Origin of the sequence: Ruegeria meonggei (assembly GCF_042768335.1) — a bacterium.
In the GTDB taxonomy this organism is placed as follows: domain Bacteria; phylum Pseudomonadota; class Alphaproteobacteria; order Rhodobacterales; family Rhodobacteraceae; genus Ruegeria; species Ruegeria meonggei.
This window is the reverse complement of record NZ_JAXHBT010000001.1, coordinates 416584-435172: the sequence shown is the minus strand read 5'-3', so window position 1 is coordinate 435172 and position 18589 is coordinate 416584. Positions and strand designations below refer to the sequence as shown.

Annotated in this window: 19 protein-coding genes; 9 read left to right on the top strand and 10 right to left on the bottom strand. The window is 58.2% G+C overall.

Features of this window, described 5'->3' with window-relative positions; all coding sequences use genetic code 11:
- Complete coding sequence (locus SJY13_RS02155; RefSeq protein WP_377187117.1) at positions 1 to 171, top strand: hypothetical protein; 171 nt, start codon at positions 1 to 3, stop codon at positions 169 to 171.
- A gap of 4 nt (positions 172 to 175) precedes the next feature.
- Positions 176 to 1360, top strand: a complete 1185-nt coding sequence (locus SJY13_RS02150; protein ID WP_377187114.1) for a vWA domain-containing protein — start codon at positions 176 to 178, stop codon at positions 1358 to 1360.
- Positions 1361 to 1391: 31 nt separating this feature from the next.
- On the opposite strand, the gene SJY13_RS02145 is transcribed toward SJY13_RS02150, so the two are convergent.
- Complete coding sequence (locus SJY13_RS02145) at positions 1392 to 2000, bottom strand: LysE family translocator (protein ID WP_377187111.1); 609 nt, start codon at positions 1998 to 2000, stop codon at positions 1392 to 1394.
- Between the two features lie 123 nt (positions 2001 to 2123).
- Between SJY13_RS02145 and SJY13_RS02140 the strand changes: the two genes are divergently transcribed.
- Positions 2124 to 2813 carry a M48 family metallopeptidase gene (locus SJY13_RS02140; RefSeq protein WP_377187108.1) on the top strand — a complete coding sequence of 230 codons (690 nt, stop codon included), beginning with the start codon at positions 2124 to 2126 and terminating at the stop codon, positions 2811 to 2813.
- Between the two features lie 71 nt (positions 2814 to 2884).
- Here SJY13_RS02140 and SJY13_RS02135 read toward each other — a convergent pair whose 3' ends face one another.
- From SJY13_RS02135 to SJY13_RS02120, 4 genes are read right to left on the bottom strand one after another with little or no spacing between them, the layout of a single operon-like run.
- Positions 2885 to 3427: an RSP_2648 family PIN domain-containing protein gene (locus SJY13_RS02135; RefSeq protein WP_377187105.1), complete on the bottom strand. Its 543-nt coding sequence runs from the start codon at positions 3425 to 3427 to the stop codon at positions 2885 to 2887.
- On the bottom strand, positions 3424 to 4626 hold the full coding sequence (locus SJY13_RS02130) for an RSP_2647 family RNA methyltransferase (protein WP_377187102.1): 1203 nt from the start codon (positions 4624 to 4626) through the stop codon (positions 3424 to 3426). Before SJY13_RS02130 ends, SJY13_RS02135 begins: the two co-directional genes overlap by 4 nt.
- Positions 4627 to 4664: 38 nt before the next feature.
- Positions 4665 to 4937, bottom strand: a complete 273-nt coding sequence (locus tag SJY13_RS02125; RefSeq protein ID WP_085820827.1) for a hypothetical protein — start codon at positions 4935 to 4937, stop codon at positions 4665 to 4667.
- Positions 4924 to 7713, bottom strand: a complete 2790-nt coding sequence (locus tag SJY13_RS02120) for a [protein-PII] uridylyltransferase family protein (protein WP_377187098.1) — start codon at positions 7711 to 7713, stop codon at positions 4924 to 4926. Before SJY13_RS02120 ends, SJY13_RS02125 begins: the two co-directional genes overlap by 14 nt.
- Positions 7714 to 7935: 222 nt before the next feature.
- Here SJY13_RS02120 and SJY13_RS02115 point away from each other — a divergent pair, with 222 nt between their 5' ends.
- The 4 genes from SJY13_RS02115 (at position 7936) to SJY13_RS02100 (ending at position 10155) form a co-directional block, all read left to right on the top strand.
- Positions 7936 to 8358, top strand: a complete 423-nt coding sequence (locus SJY13_RS02115; protein ID WP_085820829.1) for a DUF2852 domain-containing protein — start codon at positions 7936 to 7938, stop codon at positions 8356 to 8358.
- Positions 8359 to 8423: 65 nt separating this feature from the next.
- Positions 8424 to 8855, top strand: coding sequence for an RDD family protein (locus tag SJY13_RS02110; RefSeq protein ID WP_085820830.1), 432 nt, complete (start codon positions 8424 to 8426; stop codon positions 8853 to 8855).
- 76 nt (positions 8856 to 8931) lie between these two features.
- Positions 8932 to 9759, top strand: coding sequence for an arginyltransferase (locus SJY13_RS02105; protein WP_085820831.1), 828 nt, complete (start codon positions 8932 to 8934; stop codon positions 9757 to 9759).
- Between the two features lie 6 nt (positions 9760 to 9765).
- Positions 9766 to 10155, top strand: a complete 390-nt coding sequence (locus SJY13_RS02100) for a VOC family protein (protein WP_377187093.1) — start codon at positions 9766 to 9768, stop codon at positions 10153 to 10155.
- A 136-nt stretch (positions 10156 to 10291) separates the two neighbouring features.
- Here the strand turns inward: SJY13_RS02100 and SJY13_RS02095 are convergent, their stop codons facing one another.
- The 3 genes from SJY13_RS02095 to SJY13_RS02085 all read right to left on the bottom strand — a co-directional run bounded on the left by SJY13_RS02095 (position 10292) and on the right by SJY13_RS02085 (position 14795).
- Complete coding sequence (locus SJY13_RS02095; protein ID WP_377187091.1) at positions 10292 to 12646, bottom strand: TRAP transporter large permease; 2355 nt, start codon at positions 12644 to 12646, stop codon at positions 10292 to 10294.
- Positions 12647 to 12663: 17 nt separating this feature from the next.
- Positions 12664 to 13590, bottom strand: coding sequence for a TRAP transporter small permease subunit (locus tag SJY13_RS02090; protein WP_085820834.1), 927 nt, complete (start codon positions 13588 to 13590; stop codon positions 12664 to 12666).
- A 122-nt stretch (positions 13591 to 13712) separates the two neighbouring features.
- Positions 13713 to 14795 carry a TRAP transporter substrate-binding protein gene (locus SJY13_RS02085; protein ID WP_085820835.1) on the bottom strand — a complete coding sequence of 361 codons (1083 nt, stop codon included), beginning with the start codon at positions 14793 to 14795 and terminating at the stop codon, positions 13713 to 13715.
- A gap of 249 nt (positions 14796 to 15044) precedes the next feature.
- Between SJY13_RS02085 and SJY13_RS02080 the strand changes: the two genes are divergently transcribed.
- Both SJY13_RS02080 and SJY13_RS02075 read left to right on the top strand, forming a co-directional pair.
- Complete coding sequence (locus tag SJY13_RS02080; RefSeq protein WP_377187088.1) at positions 15045 to 16478, top strand: cache domain-containing protein; 1434 nt, start codon at positions 15045 to 15047, stop codon at positions 16476 to 16478.
- On the top strand, positions 16475 to 17122 hold the full coding sequence (locus tag SJY13_RS02075; protein ID WP_085820836.1) for a response regulator transcription factor: 648 nt from the start codon (positions 16475 to 16477) through the stop codon (positions 17120 to 17122). The genes SJY13_RS02080 and SJY13_RS02075 overlap by 4 nt, the downstream gene beginning before the upstream one ends.
- A gap of 80 nt (positions 17123 to 17202) precedes the next feature.
- On the opposite strand, the gene SJY13_RS02070 is transcribed toward SJY13_RS02075, so the two are convergent.
- On the bottom strand, positions 17203 to 17586 hold the full coding sequence (locus tag SJY13_RS02070; protein ID WP_377187085.1) for a bleomycin resistance protein: 384 nt from the start codon (positions 17584 to 17586) through the stop codon (positions 17203 to 17205).
- Between the two features lie 49 nt (positions 17587 to 17635).
- Positions 17636 to 18481: a HalD/BesD family halogenase gene (locus tag SJY13_RS02065; protein ID WP_085820838.1), complete on the bottom strand. Its 846-nt coding sequence runs from the start codon at positions 18479 to 18481 to the stop codon at positions 17636 to 17638.
- Positions 18482 to 18589: the final 108 nt, after the last annotated feature.

The window sequence follows — 18589 nt, the reverse complement described above, 5'->3', positions numbered from 1 at the left end:
ATGGTAGTGGTTTGGGGAATGGCGATACTGGGGGCAATCCTTGGGGCGCTGACAGCACGCAAACGCAATGGCAGCGCGGCTGATATCGCCCAATACGCGGCAGGCTACGGCATCGCCTTTGCTCTGGCCGGGTTGATCCTGTCCCTGATCCTTGTGCGTCTGGTGGTGTAAGCGTATGTTCCTGCCCTTTTTTGACAACCTCCGCAAAGCTGGAATTCCCGTATCCTTGCGCGAATATCTTACCTTTCTGGAAGGGATGAAAAAGGGCCTGGCCACCTATGATGTCGAAGCGTTCTATTATCTCGCGCGCGTGTCGATGGTGAAGGACGAGCGCAACATCGACAAATTTGACCGCGCCTTTGCTGCCAGTTTTGAAGGGCTGGGCGAGATAAGCTTTGATCAAGTTCTGGACGCCGTGGACATCCCTGCCGAATGGTTGGCCAAGATGGCCGAAAAACACCTGTCCGCCGAGGAAAAAGCCGAGATCGAGGCGCTTGGCGGGTTCGACAAGCTGATGGACACCCTGCGCGAACGTCTGAAAGACCAGCAAGGCCGCCACCAAGGTGGTAACAAATGGATCGGCACTGCCGGGACCTCTCCGTTCGGGGCTTATGGCTATAACCCCGAAGGCGTGCGTATCGGCCAGAAAGAAAGCCGCCATCAGCGCGCGGTCAAGGTCTGGGACAAGCGCGAATTCAGGAACCTGGACGACACGGTTGAACTGGGCACGCGCAACATCAAAGTCGCCCTAAAGCGTCTGCGCCGCTGGGCGCGCGAGGGGGCCGCCGAAGAGCTGGATCTGGATGGAACCATCCGAGCCACGGCCGAGCACGGCTATCTAGACGTCAAAACTCGCCCCGAGCGTCATAATGCGGTCAAAGTGCTGCTGTTCCTGGACGTCGGCGGATCGATGGACCCCCATATCAAAGTGGTCGAAGAGTTGTTTTCAGCCGCGCGAAGCGAATTCAAACATCTGGAATATTACTACTTCCACAACTGCCTGTATGAAGGCGTGTGGCGCGACAACCACCGCCGCTGGGATCAGCAAACCCCCACCCATGAGGTGCTGCGTACCTATGGCCTGGATTACAAGTGTATCTTCGTCGGTGACGCCTCGATGAGCCCTTATGAAATCGCCTATCCCGGCGGTGCGAACGAGCATTGGAACAAAGAATCCGGCCAGGTCTGGCTGCAACGCGCACGCAACCAATGGGCGTCCAACCTTTGGATCAACCCGGTGCCCGAGAAATATTGGGAATACACCCACTCCATCAGCATGATCCGCGAGGTTTTCGAGGACCGTATGGTGCCCATGACACTGGCCGGGTTGGAACAGGGGATGAAGGAACTGACGCGGTAAACCCCAACCGCGTCACCCGCAACGCTAAAGCCTAGTCCGTGACTGCCAGTTTTGCACCCAAGACCCCAAACACACCAGCAAACGTCCTTTTGATCCAGCGCATTGTCACAGGACGCCTGATGACGTAGTCACGCGCTGCTGCAGCAAAGGCCCCATACACAACGAACACTCCAAGTGTCATGCCCATGAAAATCAGGGCAAGTTGGATCAGCTCTGCAGTAGCATTTGCCGAACCTGTCGACACAAATTGCGGAAGAAAAGCAAGAAAGAATAGCGATAACTTGGGGTTAAGAACATTAATCAATGTTCCCGTCACAGCAATCTTTCCAAGGCTCTTTGCGCTCTTTTCTTCTCGCACTTCCATTGCGCCGCGGTCTTTGAGAATACTCCACGCCATGTAGAACAGGTAGAGCACGCCCAAAAACTTAATAACCTGAAACGCCACTGCACTGGTGTGCAAAAGCGCAGCAAGACCAACGATACTGGCGACGGCCGCCGGGACAATTCCAAGCGTGCAACCTAACGCGGCTGCGATACTGGCCCTGAACCCACGTCCAAGTCCGACCGCAAGCGTATAAATCACACCTGTCCCCGGCAATAGCACAACGACCAGAGATGTGAGCAAAAACTCTAGTGTCATCAACAGGCCCTTTCGTTTTGGGAAACCTTTCTGACTATTGGCGTGGTGTCAATGTGAACTGCTCCAGTTATGGCGATCAGGTTTTAGGTTGCCCCGATTGTCCGCCAGTCCCATATCTAAGACATGCTTCGTTTTACCCCAATCCTTCTGGCTATTGCCTATGCCATCGTGATGTACCGGATTTCCGTCTGGCGCACGCATCGTGAATTGGACGCGAATTCAACCGAACTGGCGGATCCTGCTCTTAAACGCATGACCGATCGGCTGGCGGCTGCGCTTGGGATCGAACGAGTGCCGGTTTACATCTATGAGATTGATCCAGTGAATGGGTTGGCCGCTGCGGACGGACGGATTTTCATCACCCGCGGATTCTATCGCAAATTCCGCAACGGCGAGGTTTCGGCTGAGGAAATGACCAGTGTCATCGCCCATGAGCTGGGGCACGTGGCGCTGGGACATGCGCGGCGGCGGATGATCGATTTCTCAGGCCAGAACGCGCTGCGGGCTGCGTTGATGATACTGCTGAACCGGTTCATTCCCTTTATAGGAGCGTGGATTGCAAATATGTTGACCCACCTTCTGGCCTCGCGTCTTTCGCGAGGGGATGAGTATGAGGCGGACGAATATGCTGCCGCGCTGCTGACAAAAGCGGGGATCGGGATCGGGCCGCAGAAGTCGCTGTTTCACAAGCTTGAAGACCTGACCCAGCAACGCGCTGGCGTGACCCCGGCCTGGCTGATGAGCCATCCCAAGACCGACGAACGGATTGCGGCGCTAGAGGCGCTGGAACAGCGGTGGGGCGCGGGAGGTTAGGTTTGGGCAGCGAGAGGCTAGCCTCTCGCGCTCTCCGGGGTATTTTTAGCCAGATGAAGAGGGATCCTGGACTAAGCGGCGAGCGCTTTGCCCAGCCGTGGCAGGCGGGCTTTTTTCATCAGCGCGCGCAGCGTCCATTGGGTGCCGGATAGGCGGTTGGCCTCGGCCAGAACGCGGGTAGCCGTCTGGGTTATCCCGTCCGGGTCTGCTTGCCAGAAGCTGTGTAACAGCCCATCGGGGTCGCGGCGTTCCAGCCCCTCTTCGGACAGGATGTTTCTGGGGAAATCCTTGGCGTTGACAGTGACGATCACATCCGCCGAAGCCGTTACGGCGGTGGCCAGTACATGGATATCGGCGCTGTCGGGCAGCCATAGCCGTCGTTCTTCACCCGGTGCCGCCGGGCGTTCAGCCATGGGCCAGTTGGCTTGCGCCAACGCGATTTCTGCGCGGGCCTGAACTTCGCCTTCGGGGCCTAGTTTGCGGGCGGCGCGGGCCCATTCTTCGAGGATGCGGGCCGACCAGAGCGGGGTGAAGTGGCCGAGCCTGGCGGCGCCCAGCAGCATCTCGCGCATTACCGTTGGATAGATGACGCAGGTATCCAGAACTGCCTTCACAACCGGTAGAACACAGCTTTGAGGTAGCCGCTTTCTGCCAAATGAGGCAGTTGCGGGTGATCGGGTCCGGCAAAGCCTGTGTGGATCAGTTGCGCCTGCCGTCCGGCCCGGCCAATCCCGCGCGAGGACGCATCGCGGAACCGTCCGAGATCAACGGCGTGCGAACAGGAGCACAAGCCGAGATAACCGCCCGGTTTCACCAGTGACGCAGATAGACGGGCCACGCGTTCATAGGCGCGCAGGCCTGCGTCCAGCGCTTGTTTAGACGGCGCAAAAGCAGGAGGGTCGCAGATGACCACGTCGAATTTCGCTCCTTCGTCGGCCAGTTGGGTCAGGACGTCAAAGGCATCACCCTGTCGGGTTTGGAACCTGTCCGCGCTACCAGAGGCCTGCGCCCCTTGTGCGGCCAGCTCCAGCGCAGCGGCAGAGCCATCGACGGCAAGTGCCTGACCCGCGCCACCGGCCAGCATGGCCAGCCCGAACCCGCCCACATGGCTGAACACATCCAGCACCTGCGCGCCGGGCTGAACCAATTGGGCGGCAAAGGCGTGGTTGGGTCGTTGGTCGTAAAACAGGCCGGTTTTCTGACCGCCGGTCAGGTCTGCCATATAGGTCGCGCCATTCATCGGCACCGGCAGCGGCGCGTCAGGTGCTGTGCCACGCAGGGTGAGGTTCACGTCGTCCAGCCCCTCCAACCCGCGCGTCCGGCCAGATGCGTTTTTCAGCACTGTCGTGACACCTGTGACCGAAACCAGAGCCTCGGTCAGGGTCTCCAGATGCGCTTCGGCCCAGGCGGCGTTGGGTTGAATCACACAGGCATCGCCAAAACGGTCAATGACGACGCCAGGAAAGCCGTCAGCCTCGGCATGGATCAACCGGTAATACGGTGTGTCAAACAGGCGTTCTCGCAGCGCAAGCGCGCGGCGAATGCGGGATTCGAACCACGCGGCATCCAGCTGTGCGTCAAGGTCGCGATCCAATACCCGGCACATGATTTTGGACTCGGGGTTGACTGCAACCAGCGCGATGGGCGCGCGGTTTTCATCCTCGAGCACAGCCAGCGCGCCCGCCTCGATCTTACGGGTGCGGCGGTCAGCGACGATGTCATTGGCGTAGACCCACGGGAACCCATGGCGCATACCGCGCGCATTGGCTTTGGGCTTTAGTCGAATGCGGGGGCGGGTATTGGTTTGGGTCATGCCGCCCTCATAAAGGCGATCACGCCGGGGGGAAAGCCCTAGCGCGGCCGGGATCGCCAACCACCGCGCCGCTTCGGGGCCTGCGCCGATTGCAACCCTTCGGCCAGCACCTGAGTCATAGGGTGGTCCGCGTCTGCCGCTGCGTAAGCGCGATGCAGATCGGTCAGGGCTTGCGCCTGATCTCGGTCCGCTGGCAGGCTGAGCGCCCAATCCAGAAAGATGCTACGGCATTCGGGCAAAGTGATGCCGTCGATGCGATAAGCTTCGCGGATAAGGCCTTTGTGATCGTTTGGATCGTCACTGCGCGCCATCTTTCCCCTCCTTTATCACCCAACCGATGATATCGGCGGCACTACCATAACTCTCTTGCAGGGCAGCCTGTAGCTGGTCGACCTGCTCGAACCCGGTGGCACGGCACAGGAATGCCGCCCCCCCCTCGCCGATTTTGTCGGCCTCAATCACTTTGCCGGACAGCAACCGCGCCGCACATTGCACGGACCAGCATAGATCGTAGCAGTCCTTGAGGGTCTGCGCCTGAGCGACGTCCAGTAATCCAGCTGCGACAGCGCCGTCCAGCCCGGCATGAACATCGCGCTGCGCCACACCGGATAGCAGCGCGCCGGTTTCGGCGACCAGTTCAATATCCATCATCCGGCCAGGGCCGTTCTTGGCATCCCAGATACCCGCCGGAATTTTAGCCGCCGCCAGACGGGCGCGCATCTCTGCAACTTCGCCCAGCACTTTCCCGATGTCCTTTTGTTGCCCAAGAAAATCCTCGCGAAAAGTCTCAATATCTTTCGCAAGCTTTTCCTCTCCAGCAACCACACGGGCGCGGGTCAGGGCCAGATGCTCCCACACCCAGGCATCGTTTTGCTGGTAGCTTGTAAAACTGGCCCAACTGGTTGCAACCGGCCCCTGATTGCCCGACGGGCGCAGACGCATGTCGACCTCGTACAACCGCCCCTGCGACATCGGCACCGACAGTGCCGTGATCAATGCCTGTGTGAACCGCGCGTAATAGGTGCGCGTGGCCAGAGGGCGCGGACCATCCGACATGTCCTGATCCAACGGGTCATAGATGACGATCATGTCGAGATCGGATTGTGAGTTTATCCGACCCGCCCCCAGCGATCCCATGCCTAGCACCGCCGCGCCGCGCCCGGGCGCAGGGCCGTGCTTTTGCGCAAACTGATCGGCCACGCGGGGCAGGATCGCTGCAATCACTGCGCTGGCCAGCTCGGCATATTGCTGACCGGCCTCCGCCCCGTCGATCAGCCCGCGCAAATGGTGTACGCCAATGCGGAAATGCCATTCCTTGCACCAGCGGCGGGCGAAATCGAGCTGCGTCTCGTAGTCGCCTTCCTCAGACAAGGCATCCGAAAGTTCCGCTTGTAAAACCGCCTGCCCTGGCCAGTCGTTGAAAAAGCTTCCGCCGATCACCGCATCAAACACAACGGCGTTGCGCGACAAATGTGCCGCCAATGCGTGCGAGGTGCCCACAATGTCAACCAGCAGGTCGATCAGATGCGGGTTCGCTTCGAACAACGAAAACAGTTGAACCCCCGCCGGCAGACCCAACAAGAACCCGTCCAGTGCGCGCAATGCCTCCTCGGGTTGCGCGGTCTTGGCAAGACGCGACAGCAGCTCGGGCTTGAGTCGTTCGAAAATGCGCGCGCCCCGCTGAGAACGCAGTGCCGGATAGGTCATCCATCGGGCCAGAACGCTCTGGTCGAATTGCGCCTCTTGGGTCGGAGCAGGGGTTGAGGAGCCTGGGGCAAAGAACCCTTCGGTCAGCTCGTTCACTTCGGTCAGTCGGCGGGTCAGATCCGCGGTCAGCTCGGCGCTGTCGATCCCCATCAGGCAAGCGATCCGTTCAATCCCGTCAGGCGATTGGGGCACCTTATGAGTTTGGGCGTCGTGGACCATTTGAATGCGGTGCTCAACCTCGCGGTGGGCCCGGTAATGGTCGGCCAGCTTGTCGGTCACATCTTGAGGGACCCATCCTTTTTCAGCCAGTGCAGCCAGCCCCGGCACCGTACCGCGCACCCGCAAATCAGGATCGCGCCCCCCGGCGATCAACTGGCGGGTCTGGGTGAAAAATTCAATCTCACGAATGCCGCCCTGCCCCAGCTTCATGTCGTGGCCCGGAATGGTCAGCGCACCGCCGGTGCCTTTGTTCTCACGAATGCGCAGTCGCATGTCATGGGCGTCCTGAATGGCAGCAAAATCCAGATGCCTGCGCCAGACAAAGGGGCGCAGCGCGTCCAGAAATCCTTGCCCAGCCGTGATGTCCCCAGCGCAGGCACGCGCCTTGATATAAGCCGCGCGTTCCCATGTGCGGCCAAGGCTTTCGTAATAGCGTTCCGCCGCTTCTGCTGCCATGCAGACCGGGGTGACGGCAGGGTCGGGGCGCAGCCGCAAATCAGTACGGAACACATACCCATCGGCCGTCTTTTCACTGAGCGTGGAACAGAAATTGCGCGTAGCCCGCACCATCCCCTGACGCGCGTCGTAAAAATCATCAGGATCGAAACGGGTCTCGTCGAATAACACGATCAGGTCGATATCCGAGCTGTAATTCAGCTCATGCGCACCCATTTTGCCCATGGCCAGAATGATCATCCCGGCAGCGGAGTCCACGTCATCCGGCCCCATCCCCGGCAGCTTGCCCCGTCGGATCAGCGCCGCGATCTCGGTCTTGGCAGCGACATCCGCTGCCAATGCACCGAAATCCGTCAGTGCCCCAGTGACCTTTTCCAGTGGCCATGCCCCGGCCAGATCAGCCAGAGCCGTCAGTAACGCCATTCTCCGCTTGGCCTGCCGCAACCCCGGTTTCAATTGATCCGGCGGCAAACCCCGTGCAGCAGCCATCACCTCGGCCAGCGCCTGATCCGGGCTATTCAAAGCCTTCGGCAACCAGTCCTTTTCCCGTTCAACCAAGCTCTTTAGATATGGGCTGGAACCTGCAGCACCGGCGATCAACTCGCCCAACTCGGCTTGGATATCCGGAACCATCTCCCGCGCATCCTCACCCAGTGAAGGATCAAAAGCCCGTGGCATTCGGTTTATGGTGAGAGGCCCGGTCATGTACCCTCCAGCGGCGTGTGTCCTGATTGAAACAACTGAGCGGCCCATTGCGGCGGGTATTTTAGCCATGTTTCAAAGTCGGAAAGTGCGCCCGTTCCGAGATAAGGTCAACCATTGCCAAATGAGAAATGTAAATCAATTTCACATTGACCTCTTGCAACCGGGCAAAACCACCCCATCTAGACAATGTGAACGCAATTTACATCAACCCGGAGAACCCAAATGACCGCACTATCCGACCACGCCGTCCCCGCAAATCCGGGATGGCTTTACCGCGCCGAATCCTGGCTTGACGACAAGGGCAAAGGGGCCTGGATTGCCGCAATGGTTCTTGGTTTCATCTTCTTCTGGCCCGTCGGCCTGGCCCTTCTGGCTTATATGATCTGGAGCAAACGTATGTTCAGCAAATCCTGCAGCCGCCGCAAATCCTGGCAAAGCCACATGAGTGCGATGAAGCCTTCGGGCAATAGTGCCTTTGACGCCTATAAATCCGACACGCTGGCCCGACTTGAGCGCGAACAGCAAGATTTCGAATCCTTTCTGCGCCGCCTGCGCGACGCTAAGGACAAGGCCGAATTCGATCAGTTCATGGACGAACGCGCCAGCGAGAACCGCGACGAAGCTGAAAACAGCGACCGCGCCTAATCCAGCCTTGCCCTGTCCCGCCTGTCGGGACAGGGTGCCCCTGCACAATACCCGGATTTCACCACATGACCCATCTGCCCGATCCAGAAAACCAGCCTGAATTCTATCAATCCGTATCGATGAAACGGTTCTTTGCCTGGCTTTTTGACATCGCCTTTGTCTCACTGCTGTGTACCGTGGCGATCCTGCTGACCTTCGGCATGGGCTTTTTCATCCTGGCCTTGATTTACGCGGTGATCAGCTTTGTCTACCGCGTGGTTACGATCTCAAACGGGTCGGCCACGCTGGGCATGCGTTTCATGGGGATCGAGCTGCGCGACTCGTTCGGAGCCCGCATGGATACCGGCAAGGCGGTGGCGCATACGGCCGGGTACTTTGTCAGCATGGCTTTTCCCGTCCTGCAGATCATTTCGGTCATCATGATGTTGACCAGCGCCCGGTGTCAGGGCCTGACGGACACCTTCCTTGGGACGGTTATGATCAACCAGCGGGCGTGAAAAAACAGCAACGTGAATCACTTGGCGGTTCAGGAAACCGTTGTTATCATCGGTCCTTAGGAAACACGGGACCTTCATGCGACACACGCTGCCAATCGCGCCACAATTCTATGTGACGGCACCACAGCCCTGCCCTTACCTTGAAGGCAGGATGGAGCGTAAGCTGTTTACCGCCCTTCAGGGCGAAGGGGCTGATCAACTAAACAACTCCTTGTCCCAACAGGGGTTCCGCCGATCACAAAACGTACTGTACCGCCCCTCTTGCACCGATTGCGCCGCCTGCTTGTCCGCGCGCATCGACGTGTCAGCCTTTCGTCCCAGCAAGAGTCAAAAGCGCGCCGCCAGGAAAAACGACTATCTAAAGCGCCGCGCCAATTCGCCCTGGGCAACGGACGAGCAATACGACTTGTTCCGTCACTATCTGGACACCCGCCACGCCGATGGCGGGATGGCCGATATGGACGTGTTTGAATTTGCTGCGATGATCGAGGAAACGCCGATCCGCAGCCGGGTTGTGGAATATGCCGATCCGGAAACGGATACCCTGATTGCCGTCAGCCTGACCGACGTTCTGGATGACGGGCTCAGCATGGTGTATTCTTTCTTTAATCCCGAACTGCCGCAAAGCTCGTTGGGGACATATATGATCCTCGATCATATCGACATCGCACGTGAAGCCGGATTGCCTTATGTCTACCTAGGCTATTGGGTGCCCGGCAGCCCAAAGATGGGCTATAAAGCGCGGTTTTCGGGGCTTGAGGCTTACATTCAGGGCGCTTGGACCCGTGTCGGCAATCCATCAGACCTGACCGATTCCACGCATCACCCCCTGTCAACGGCCCCGATTGCCGAGCAGGTCGCAAGCATCCAACTGCCCGACCGCCACCCCACCAAGAAGGGCTAATCTTCCATGCGGCAAAGCTTGCACGCGGTCACCCTTGTGGTGCCCGACTACGACGAGGCGATCTCGTTCTACACCCAAACGCTAAACTTCACCTTGCTGCAGGATATCGACCTGGGTGGCGGCAAACGCTGGGTGCGGGTGGCGCCTCCGGGATCAAGCAACGGATCCCTGTTGCTGGCCAAAGCCAACGGTCCGGACCAAACCGCAGCCATCGGCAATCAAACTGGCGGCCGCGTGGGGTTCTTCCTGCAAACCGACAATTTCAAACGTGATCACGCAGCCATGCAAACCGCTGGCGTTGAATTCGAGGAATTACCGCGCCAAGAGCCCTACGGAACCGTCGCCGTCTGGCGCGACCCGTTCGGGAACCGCTGGGACTTAGTAGAATTCTCCTAATCCATCCCTTCATCTGGCAATAAATATCCCGGGGTGAATTTGGCCAGGGGCCAAAGAGGGGCTGGCCCCTGGCCAATACCCAAAAGCAAAGGGGGTCCGCAGGCCCCCTTTTCCATTTGATTATACTACGAATGCATCAATTTGGGATCAGATCCGGAACGATGGTCACAATCGTTGGGAAGAACCACAATATCCCAATCCCCACCACTTGGATCAGCACAAACGGAATGATCCCACGATAGATATGGCCTGTCGTAACCTCCTTCGGTGCAACCCCACGCAGATAGAACAAAGCGAACCCAAAAGGCGGCGTCAGAAACGAGGTCTGCAGGTTCACGGCCACCATGATCGTCACCCACTTCGGATCAAACGACCCACCGTAGATCACCGGGCCCACAATGGGGATCACGATGTAAATGATCTCGAGGAAGTCCAGCACAAAGCCCAGAATAAACAGCACCAGCATCACGATCAGGAATACCGTGAATTCATTGTCAAAGCTCTTCAGGAATTGCTGGATGTAATGCTCACCTCCGAAAGAGATCACCACAAGGTTCAACAGCTGTGACCCGATCAGGATGGTAAAGACCATCGAGGTCACCTTGGCCGTCTCGCGCACCACTGGTGTCAGCACGCCGCTGGTAAACAGCACCCAGCAGCCAAACAGCAGACCGAACAACGCATAGATATAGGCGGCATAGGCAAAGAAAAAGGCGATCCATGTCTCAACCGACGCCCCGCCCTGATTAATGCGCAAATCGAAGTTCACACCCAGCAGCAAACAGATGATGACCGCAAAGGTCGACCAGATGATCACGTTTCCAGACTGTCCCTGATCCTTCAGCTTGCGATAAGCTGCCAGCATGACTGCCCCACCCGCACCCAGCGCAGCCGCCGGTGTCGGGTTGGTTACCCCCCCAAGGATCGAGCCCAATACCGCGATGATCAAAACCAGTGGCGGAAACACCACGCGGATCAGGTCATTGGTCGCGCAGCGCGCAGCGGCTTCTTTGCAGCCATAAATGGCAAGGGCAAACGGGATCGCCAATCCTACAAAGGTCCAGCCAGGAGACGTTGTTGGCGAGATGAACAACACATCAACCAACAGCATTAGCAACAGACCTATTGCCCCTACGATCAGTGGCTGCGCTGGACGCGACGGCGCGATGCCCCGACCCATAACCAGTGTCAGTCCCAGCAGAACGACGATCACGGCAACACCGGTTCCGATCGGTGCAGCAGAGGCGATCTTGGCCTCCAACGCGGCGGCTAGTTCTTCTTCGCTCAGACGCTGCGCAGCTGCGGTACCTCCGGCGGCATCAATCGCCTCCTGCTCGGAAACGGCCTCGTCCCATGCGGATTGACCATGCAGCTCAATCATAGACAGCTTGCAGTCTTCGGATACGTTGGTGCGAAGTGAGGCGGATGCACCCACATCGGAAAACGCCGAAACGGTGATGTTCTGGCTACCGATCAAACCGACATTACCCAGAAGAACAACACCGACGATCAGCGCAACAGGTGCGCCTAGCAACCAGGTCAGACCTTCGGACCGAGTGATCGGTTCTCCAGTGCCGCCCGACATCGGGACCGCTGGCGCTTTATCAGGATTTAGAAGGGCATAGCCAAAGGCATAGAGCGCATAGAGCAGCGCCAGCATGATCCCCGGCAGCAGTGCCGCCTGGAACAGCGTGCCGACAGAGACCACTGCAGGTTCCCCCAGATAGGTCAGCGCGTCGGTACAGCCTGCCTCGACCGCACGGGTTTCCTGCGCGGTCGAATACAGATCCCCGGCCAGCGTTCCCAGCAGAACGATCACAATTGAGGGAGGAATGATCTGCCCAAGCGTGCCCGAGGCCGCAATCACACCCGTCGCCAATTCTGGCGAATAGTTGTTCCGCAACATGGTCGGCAGCGCCAAAAGGCCCATCGTTACAACGGTCGCACCCACAATCCCGGTCGAGGCCGCCAGAAACGCGCCCACAACCACAATCGACACGGCCAGACCGCCCGGCAGCGGGCCAAAAACGCGGGCCATGGTGGTCAGCAGGTCGTTGGCGATCTTGGACCGTTCCAGCGTGATGCCCATCAGAACAAACATCAGAACCGCCAGCAGCGTCTCAATGGATTGCCCCGCCAGAACCCGTTCATTCATACGGTTCACGATGAAAGATACGTTGCGATCCAGCGCGGTTTCCCAGCCCTGCACAAAGACCGGCTCGGCGATCCTGGGTAACTCCGGGTATCGGAACACCGATATCACATCGGGTTTGACCCCCGTGTTCACAATGTCCCTATAGGCTTGCGAGCTTGTGTCAATTGCCTGATGGATCAACAACCCGGAACTGTCCAGTGCCGCAATGATCCCGAAAGAGATGATCCCGGCTCCGCCAATGGCAAAGGCCACGGGAAAGCCGCTCAGGATACCTCCGAACAGGCAGAAGAATACGATAATGAGGCCTATCTCGACGCCATCAAGTCCGAATAACATAGTCTGGGTCTCCGTCCCTAATGTGCGCCTTCATAGGCTTCTTCACCCTCGCCAAGGCTGTCCTTGTCGAGGTATTTTCCAACGCTTTCGGGGCCTTCGACATATTCCAGATACGAGCGGTACAGGAAGGCGATGGCGTGCAGGAACACCATGGCGGCAAACCCGATCAGCAGAATCTTGAACAGGAAATAGCCGTTGAACCCGTTCGGGCTGAACCCGATGGTTTCGATATTCCAGCGCAGCGCACGGGATTTCAGTACCAGCTTGTCCAGCGTGTCACTGGCCGAGGGTTTCGGCACGATCAAGTGCCGCCACATGAAGTACCAGCCGTACATCCATGTGATCACCGCCAACGGCATCATGAACAGCATCGCACCCAGCATGTCGACGACGCGTTTCGCCCGGTGACTGATGCCCGCATAGATCAGGTCAACGCGCACATGCCCGCCTTGCACAAATGTGTAGGTGCAGCACAGGCAGACGACCATGGCGTTGTAGAGTTTCAGTTCCTCGGCATACCAACTGATATCCATCTGAAGCGGAATACCCAGACCAAAAGACATATCGGGGCGTGCAAACACGCGTTGCATAAAGACGATGATGATCTGTTGGACCACCATCAACAGACCTGCCCAGGCAAAGAACCGACCTGTGGTGTTGGCGAACCCTTCCAGGCCGCGCACAATCCCCCACATAAAATTCCGATAGTACAGACCGATCGCTGTCAGAACCAAAAACAGGGTGAAGACGACAAAGAAGAACTCGACCGATCCGCCATAGTAGACAAACCGCATGATGGATTCTTTGTCCGACCAGTCTAGCCAGAGCTGCGGATGCGTGATGGCGTATCCGAAATTATAGAAGGCTTCGGCAATGTTCTGAATGAACCAGACCAGTCCATTCCACAAAGCGCCGAAGAACGAGATACCGTTTTCGTCCTGCATGTTGTCCCCAGGTCGCGTCAGTTGCACTGCAGATTATATCTGGTTTGTCCGAACCGCATATGTGCAACGAGAGAGGTTTCCCCACGCTAGGTGGGGAAACCGTTTTGTTTTCGTCTGAACGTTTAGCCGCGAACGCGGTTACGCTGCGTGGTATAGACGCCTGACGACAGGTCCAACCAACCAGCGGACGACGCTGACGATGCCATTGCACTGTCGTGGATTTTCTTGAACAGTTCGTCGCCCATGTTCTCGTCCAGCACTTCCTGGCTGGCCGCGCCAAACGCGTCCCAAACGCTGTCCGGGAATTCCATGACCTTGACGCCACCCGACTGCAGACGCTGCAGTGCGGCACCGTTATTGGCGAGGAATTGCGACAGGTTCCACTGGTGGCACTCGCCCGCAGCGATCTCGATGATCTTCTGCTGAGCAGGCGTCAGGCTGTCGAACACGTCACGGTTGGTTGCCAGTGACAGGCCGGCATTCGGCTCGTGGAAACCAGCGGTGTAGTAGACCTTGGTGATTTCCTGGAAACCGGCTTTTTCATCCGCCCACGGACCGATCCATTCGGTGCCGTCGATCGCACCCGAGGACAGCGCTTGGTACACTTCTGAACCCGGAATGTTCTGTACGGATGCGCCCAGTTTACCCAGAGCTTTGCCGCCCAGACCCGGCATCCGGAACTTAAGGCCGTTGAAATCATCGGGGCTGTTGATCTCTTTCGAGTACCAGCCACCCGCCTGCGCACCGGTGTTACCTGCCAGGAATGATTTCAAGCCAAAGATCGAACCCAGCTCGTCATGCAGCTCCATGCCGCCATCCTGGTAGTACCAGTTGACCATTTCCTGTGCGGTCATGCCGAACGGAACAGCCGTAAAGAAGGCATAACCCGGGTGCTGACCAACGAAGTAATAGTCAGCCGCGTGGTACATGTCCGCCTGACCGGACGATACCGCGTCAAATACTTCGAACGCGCCAACCAGTTCACCGGCGGCCTTGATTTCAACCGTCAGGTTGCCATCCGACATTGCGGTGATGCTGTCGGCGCAGCGCTGTGCGCTGTCAAAAACACCCGCCAGACCACGACCCCACGAAGTCACCATGGTCAGCGTGCGCTTGCCCTGCGCGTATGCTGGTGCTGCCAGCGTGGTGGCAGCAGCTGCCGAGCCGCCCAGTGCAGATGTTTTTAGAAATGAACGACGATCCATATGAGTGTTCCTCCCCTACATATTCCAAACCCGGTTTAGTACCGGGCATAGTCGCTTTCAGTGCGCGTCACCTTAAAGAGCGGGTCTTGAATGTGAATACCTACTACTGCGTAGTGGATCGCGTTTTTTGCTGGCCCCAAGCGCAAAAACAGAAGGAAATGCCGGAATTTCAATGAACATCGGCCCCTATTCAGTCCGAAACGTCCAAAAATTTTGCAATTTCCTGCGGGCTTGCGTATCGATTCGACCATGAGGGGATTCCGAAATCTGATTTCGCTGACCTACGGCCAGAAATTGTCGCTGGTTGCGGCGATTCCGCTGGTTGTTGCGGTGGCTGCCATTGCACTGCTGGTGGCCTATCAATCCCGCGCCACGGCCGAGCGTGAGATACAGGCGCTGGAACGCCGGTTGATCGAAGCCAAGAAAGACGAACTTCGCAACTACGTCACGCAGGCCCGGAACGGGTTTGCCTATATCTACGGGCGCGCCTCTCCGGATGATAAGGTTGCCCAAAACCTGGTGACCCAGATCCTGTCGGCCATGATCTACGGAAAAGACGGGTTCTTTTTTGTCTATGATTATGACGGTAACAATCTGGTCAGCCCGCGTCAGACCGAATTTATCAACCGCAACTGGGAAGGTCTGACCGACAGTGATGGCACGCCGATTGTGGATGAATTCATCGCCCTTGCCCGGCAAGGGGCGGGTTGGCACAGCTTCATGTGGCAAAAACCCTCGACCGGGGAAGAGGCACAGATGATCGCCTATGTCGTGGGCCTTCAGGACTGGAGATGGGCCGTCGGCACCGGCGTCTTCATTGACGATATCGTGGCCACCGTCGCCAATGCCCGCGCCGAGGTTGAGGCCCGCGTGCAACGCACATTCATGTATATCGGCGGCATTGTTCTGGCGGCGGTCCTGATCGTCTTTGCCTCGGGCATGTTGCTGAACTTTCGCGAGCGCAGGCTGGCGGATGCCAAGCTCAAGGAGCTGACTCAGCGCGTGTTCGACGCGCAAGAGGAAGAGCGCGGTCGCGTTGCGCGTGAGCTGCATGATGGGATCAGCCAGATCCTTGTCGGAGTGCGCTACGCGCTGGACAATGCGCGACGCAAACTTGAACGTGGAGAGGAGGATGGTGCACGCGATCCGCTGGGCAAGGGGATCGACCACCTTGCAACCGCCATCACCGAGGTGCGTCGCATCAGCCGAGACCTGCGTCCTGGGGTGCTGGACGATCTGGGCCTCGGCCCTGCTCTGAAGGCTCTGACCGACGATTTCCGCGAACGCACCGGGATAGAGACCGAGTTCTCGACCGTTGTGTTTCGCAACCGGCTGGATCAAGACAGCAAGATCGCCCTTTACCGGATCGCACAAGAGGCACTGACCAATATTGAACGTCATTCCGGCGCGACCCGTGTCACAATTGACCTGCGCGGTCACAAGAAAGGTGCAACCATGCGTATCACCGACGACGGTCAGGGACTGCCCAGCGGTCCGGATCAGGTCGCGACCGGGATCGGACTGCGCAACATGGAAGAACGCATCGAACAACTTGACGGATCGCTGCGCATTCTGTCATCACGCGGCCCACGCAGCGGCACAGTGATCGAGGCCAGCCTGCCTCTCAGCCATTTGCTGTCGCCACACGAAGATTCAACGCCAAACCGAAAGGCCGGAACATGAGCGCGAAGACGATCCGGGTCCTTATCGTGGACGACCACCCGATGGTGGCCGAGGGGATTCAATCGATCCTTGAAAGCTATGACGACATCGAAATTGTCGGGACGCTTAGCAGCGGGCAGGACGCCGTGGATCAGGTGGCCAATCTGTCCCCGGATGTCATTCTGATGGATTTGAACATGCCGGGCCTTGGCGGGCTCAGCGCGACCGAGATTATCCTGGAACGCCTGCCCGACACCCGCGTGCTGATCCTGTCCATGCATGACAGCCCCGAATACATCTCGACCGCGCTAAGCCACGGCGCCAAGGGATACGTACTCAAGGACGTCCAAACCGACGAGATCAGACAAGCGATCGACGCTGTGATGCGGGGTGAGCAATATCTCTGCACCGGGGCCAGCGGGTCTCTGCAGCCCAAAGGCGGCAACACGCGCGAAGCGCTGACCGGGCGCGAACAGACGATCCTGCTGGAATTGGCACAGGGAAAATCCAACAAAGAGGTCGCGCTGGCTCTCGAAATCTCGGTCCGAACGGTGGAAACCCACCGCAAGAACATCAAGCGCAAACTGGGGATTTCCTCAACGGCAGGCCTGACTCGCTATGCGTTGGAACACGGGGTGCTACAAGGCACCGGACACAGTTTCTGATCCCGATCCGCAGCGCGCAGCGCTGCCCGGCCCAACCGGAGGAGTTGCGCCGAAGGCGCATCAGCAGCGGGCGGGAGAACCTATCCTCGCGGGCTGATACCTTCGCCAAAGAACACCAAAGCACCATCTTCGTCGATGACGTGAAATTCGCGCTGTTGATAGGGCTGATCAAACGGCGGACGTACGCGGCCCTCGGGCAGATCGGCCAAACCGGGCCGCAAAGTCTCGTACAAATCGTCGAGCCCCTCGACATCTATGTAGAATGACTGGTCGTCCCCCAAAGGCCGTCCGTCATCTCGGGGCGGGCATTCCAGCAGCCTTATGGCCGCCGGGCCCTTTGACAAGAACGCGTAATTGTCCTGCGTAAAGCCGCAGGAGAATCCTAGGCGGTCGCAATAGAAATCAATCTGCTTCTGCAGGGAAGAACACAAAACAAAAGGCGTAAGCTGCAAAACACGAGGCACTGGACCCTCCGGCTTTTAGAAGTGTCGTCGCGCTTCAGCCTAGCAGATTTCAATCCAGCAGTTGATCTTTTCTCAACCCCTCGCGGTCGTGATGGTGCGGCAACACCCGCCCATAAAGCTGACGTGTGCGCTCAACCCCGCCGCACATCCCCTCGGCCTCGACAAATGAGAATATGCCGACATAGCGTTTGCGCCGACCTTCCACCGGCGCCACCCGATGCAGAGCATACCTGCCTTTGAATATCTGCAGATCGCCCGGCTGTAGTTCCAATTCCCACACCCCGGCCCGGTTGCCATCCAGAACCGAGGCTACGTTATTGAAGTTCTCATCCTCGGCGCTGCGCAGGTTCGGCACATATTCAAACATACCGCCCGCCTCTCCGTTCTGAATGGCAAGCGTTACGGTGTAATTGTTGGTGTCAAAGTGCCATGGAAACCCCTGCCCTTCTTCGACCACGTTGATGATGACATCGGCAAGCGGATCATCGTATCGAAAGAACCGATCCTCGGGCTCGTTCAGGGCCGCGCGCACAAAAGGCATAAAGCCCTCATACTCATAGATACGGCGCAACGGGCTGGATTTTGGGAAGTTATCCGCCGGTACAAAGGCATTAGAGCGGTCATAGAAGCGGCGGATCGGATGACCCACCCCGTACCGTGGATCGTCCTTGGTGAAATAGGCGTTTGTTTGGTTGAACGACCGGTGCGCCCGCGGTGCGACAGCATCGGCCTCGCGCACCAGAACCTCTAACCCGGCCTCATGCACAAAACCCTGCAAGACCGCGCACCCATCCTGATCCAGGTCCCGTCGCACATCCGCAATCATCTGACCATAAGCCCGCGAGCCCGGTCGATCGATCGGATAGCGACCCAGATCTACCAAATCCGTCAGCATAATCCACCTCCGTCACCTGTGCGTTCAGGATCAGCGTGACTCAGGCCTACATGCTTCTCTTGTCAGTTTTGGACATTGCGCTGACGCATTCGGACCACTCCGCAACTG

What these genes read in the sequence shown, in the direction of transcription:
- SJY13_RS02155 (WP_377187117.1), top strand. Translation starts at nt 1, where the DNA reads ATGGTAGTGGTTTGGGGAATGGCGATACTGGGGGCAATCCTTGGGGCG.
- SJY13_RS02150 (WP_377187114.1), top strand. Translation starts at nt 176, where the DNA reads ATGTTCCTGCCCTTTTTTGACAACCTCCGCAAAGCTGGAATTCCCGTA.
- SJY13_RS02145 (WP_377187111.1), bottom strand. Translation starts at nt 2,000, where the DNA reads ATGACACTAGAGTTTTTGCTCACATCTCTGGTCGTTGTGCTATTGCCG.
- SJY13_RS02140 (WP_377187108.1), top strand. Translation starts at nt 2,124, where the DNA reads ATGCTTCGTTTTACCCCAATCCTTCTGGCTATTGCCTATGCCATCGTG.
- SJY13_RS02130 (WP_377187102.1), bottom strand. Translation starts at nt 4,626, where the DNA reads ATGACCCAAACCAATACCCGCCCCCGCATTCGACTAAAGCCCAAAGCC.
- SJY13_RS02125 (WP_085820827.1), bottom strand. Translation starts at nt 4,937, where the DNA reads ATGGCGCGCAGTGACGATCCAAACGATCACAAAGGCCTTATCCGCGAA.
- SJY13_RS02120 (WP_377187098.1), bottom strand. Translation starts at nt 7,713, where the DNA reads ATGACCGGGCCTCTCACCATAAACCGAATGCCACGGGCTTTTGATCCT.
- SJY13_RS02115 (WP_085820829.1), top strand. Translation starts at nt 7,936, where the DNA reads ATGACCGCACTATCCGACCACGCCGTCCCCGCAAATCCGGGATGGCTT.
- SJY13_RS02110 (WP_085820830.1), top strand. Translation starts at nt 8,424, where the DNA reads ATGACCCATCTGCCCGATCCAGAAAACCAGCCTGAATTCTATCAATCC.
- SJY13_RS02105 (WP_085820831.1), top strand. Translation starts at nt 8,932, where the DNA reads ATGCGACACACGCTGCCAATCGCGCCACAATTCTATGTGACGGCACCA.
- SJY13_RS02100 (WP_377187093.1), top strand. Translation starts at nt 9,766, where the DNA reads ATGCGGCAAAGCTTGCACGCGGTCACCCTTGTGGTGCCCGACTACGAC.
- SJY13_RS02095 (WP_377187091.1), bottom strand. Translation starts at nt 12,646, where the DNA reads ATGTTATTCGGACTTGATGGCGTCGAGATAGGCCTCATTATCGTATTC.
- SJY13_RS02090 (WP_085820834.1), bottom strand. Translation starts at nt 13,590, where the DNA reads ATGCAGGACGAAAACGGTATCTCGTTCTTCGGCGCTTTGTGGAATGGA.
- SJY13_RS02085 (WP_085820835.1), bottom strand. Translation starts at nt 14,795, where the DNA reads ATGGATCGTCGTTCATTTCTAAAAACATCTGCACTGGGCGGCTCGGCA.
- SJY13_RS02080 (WP_377187088.1), top strand. Translation starts at nt 15,045, where the DNA reads ATGAGGGGATTCCGAAATCTGATTTCGCTGACCTACGGCCAGAAATTG.
- SJY13_RS02075 (WP_085820836.1), top strand. Translation starts at nt 16,475, where the DNA reads ATGAGCGCGAAGACGATCCGGGTCCTTATCGTGGACGACCACCCGATG.
- SJY13_RS02065 (WP_085820838.1), bottom strand. Translation starts at nt 18,481, where the DNA reads ATGCTGACGGATTTGGTAGATCTGGGTCGCTATCCGATCGATCGACCG.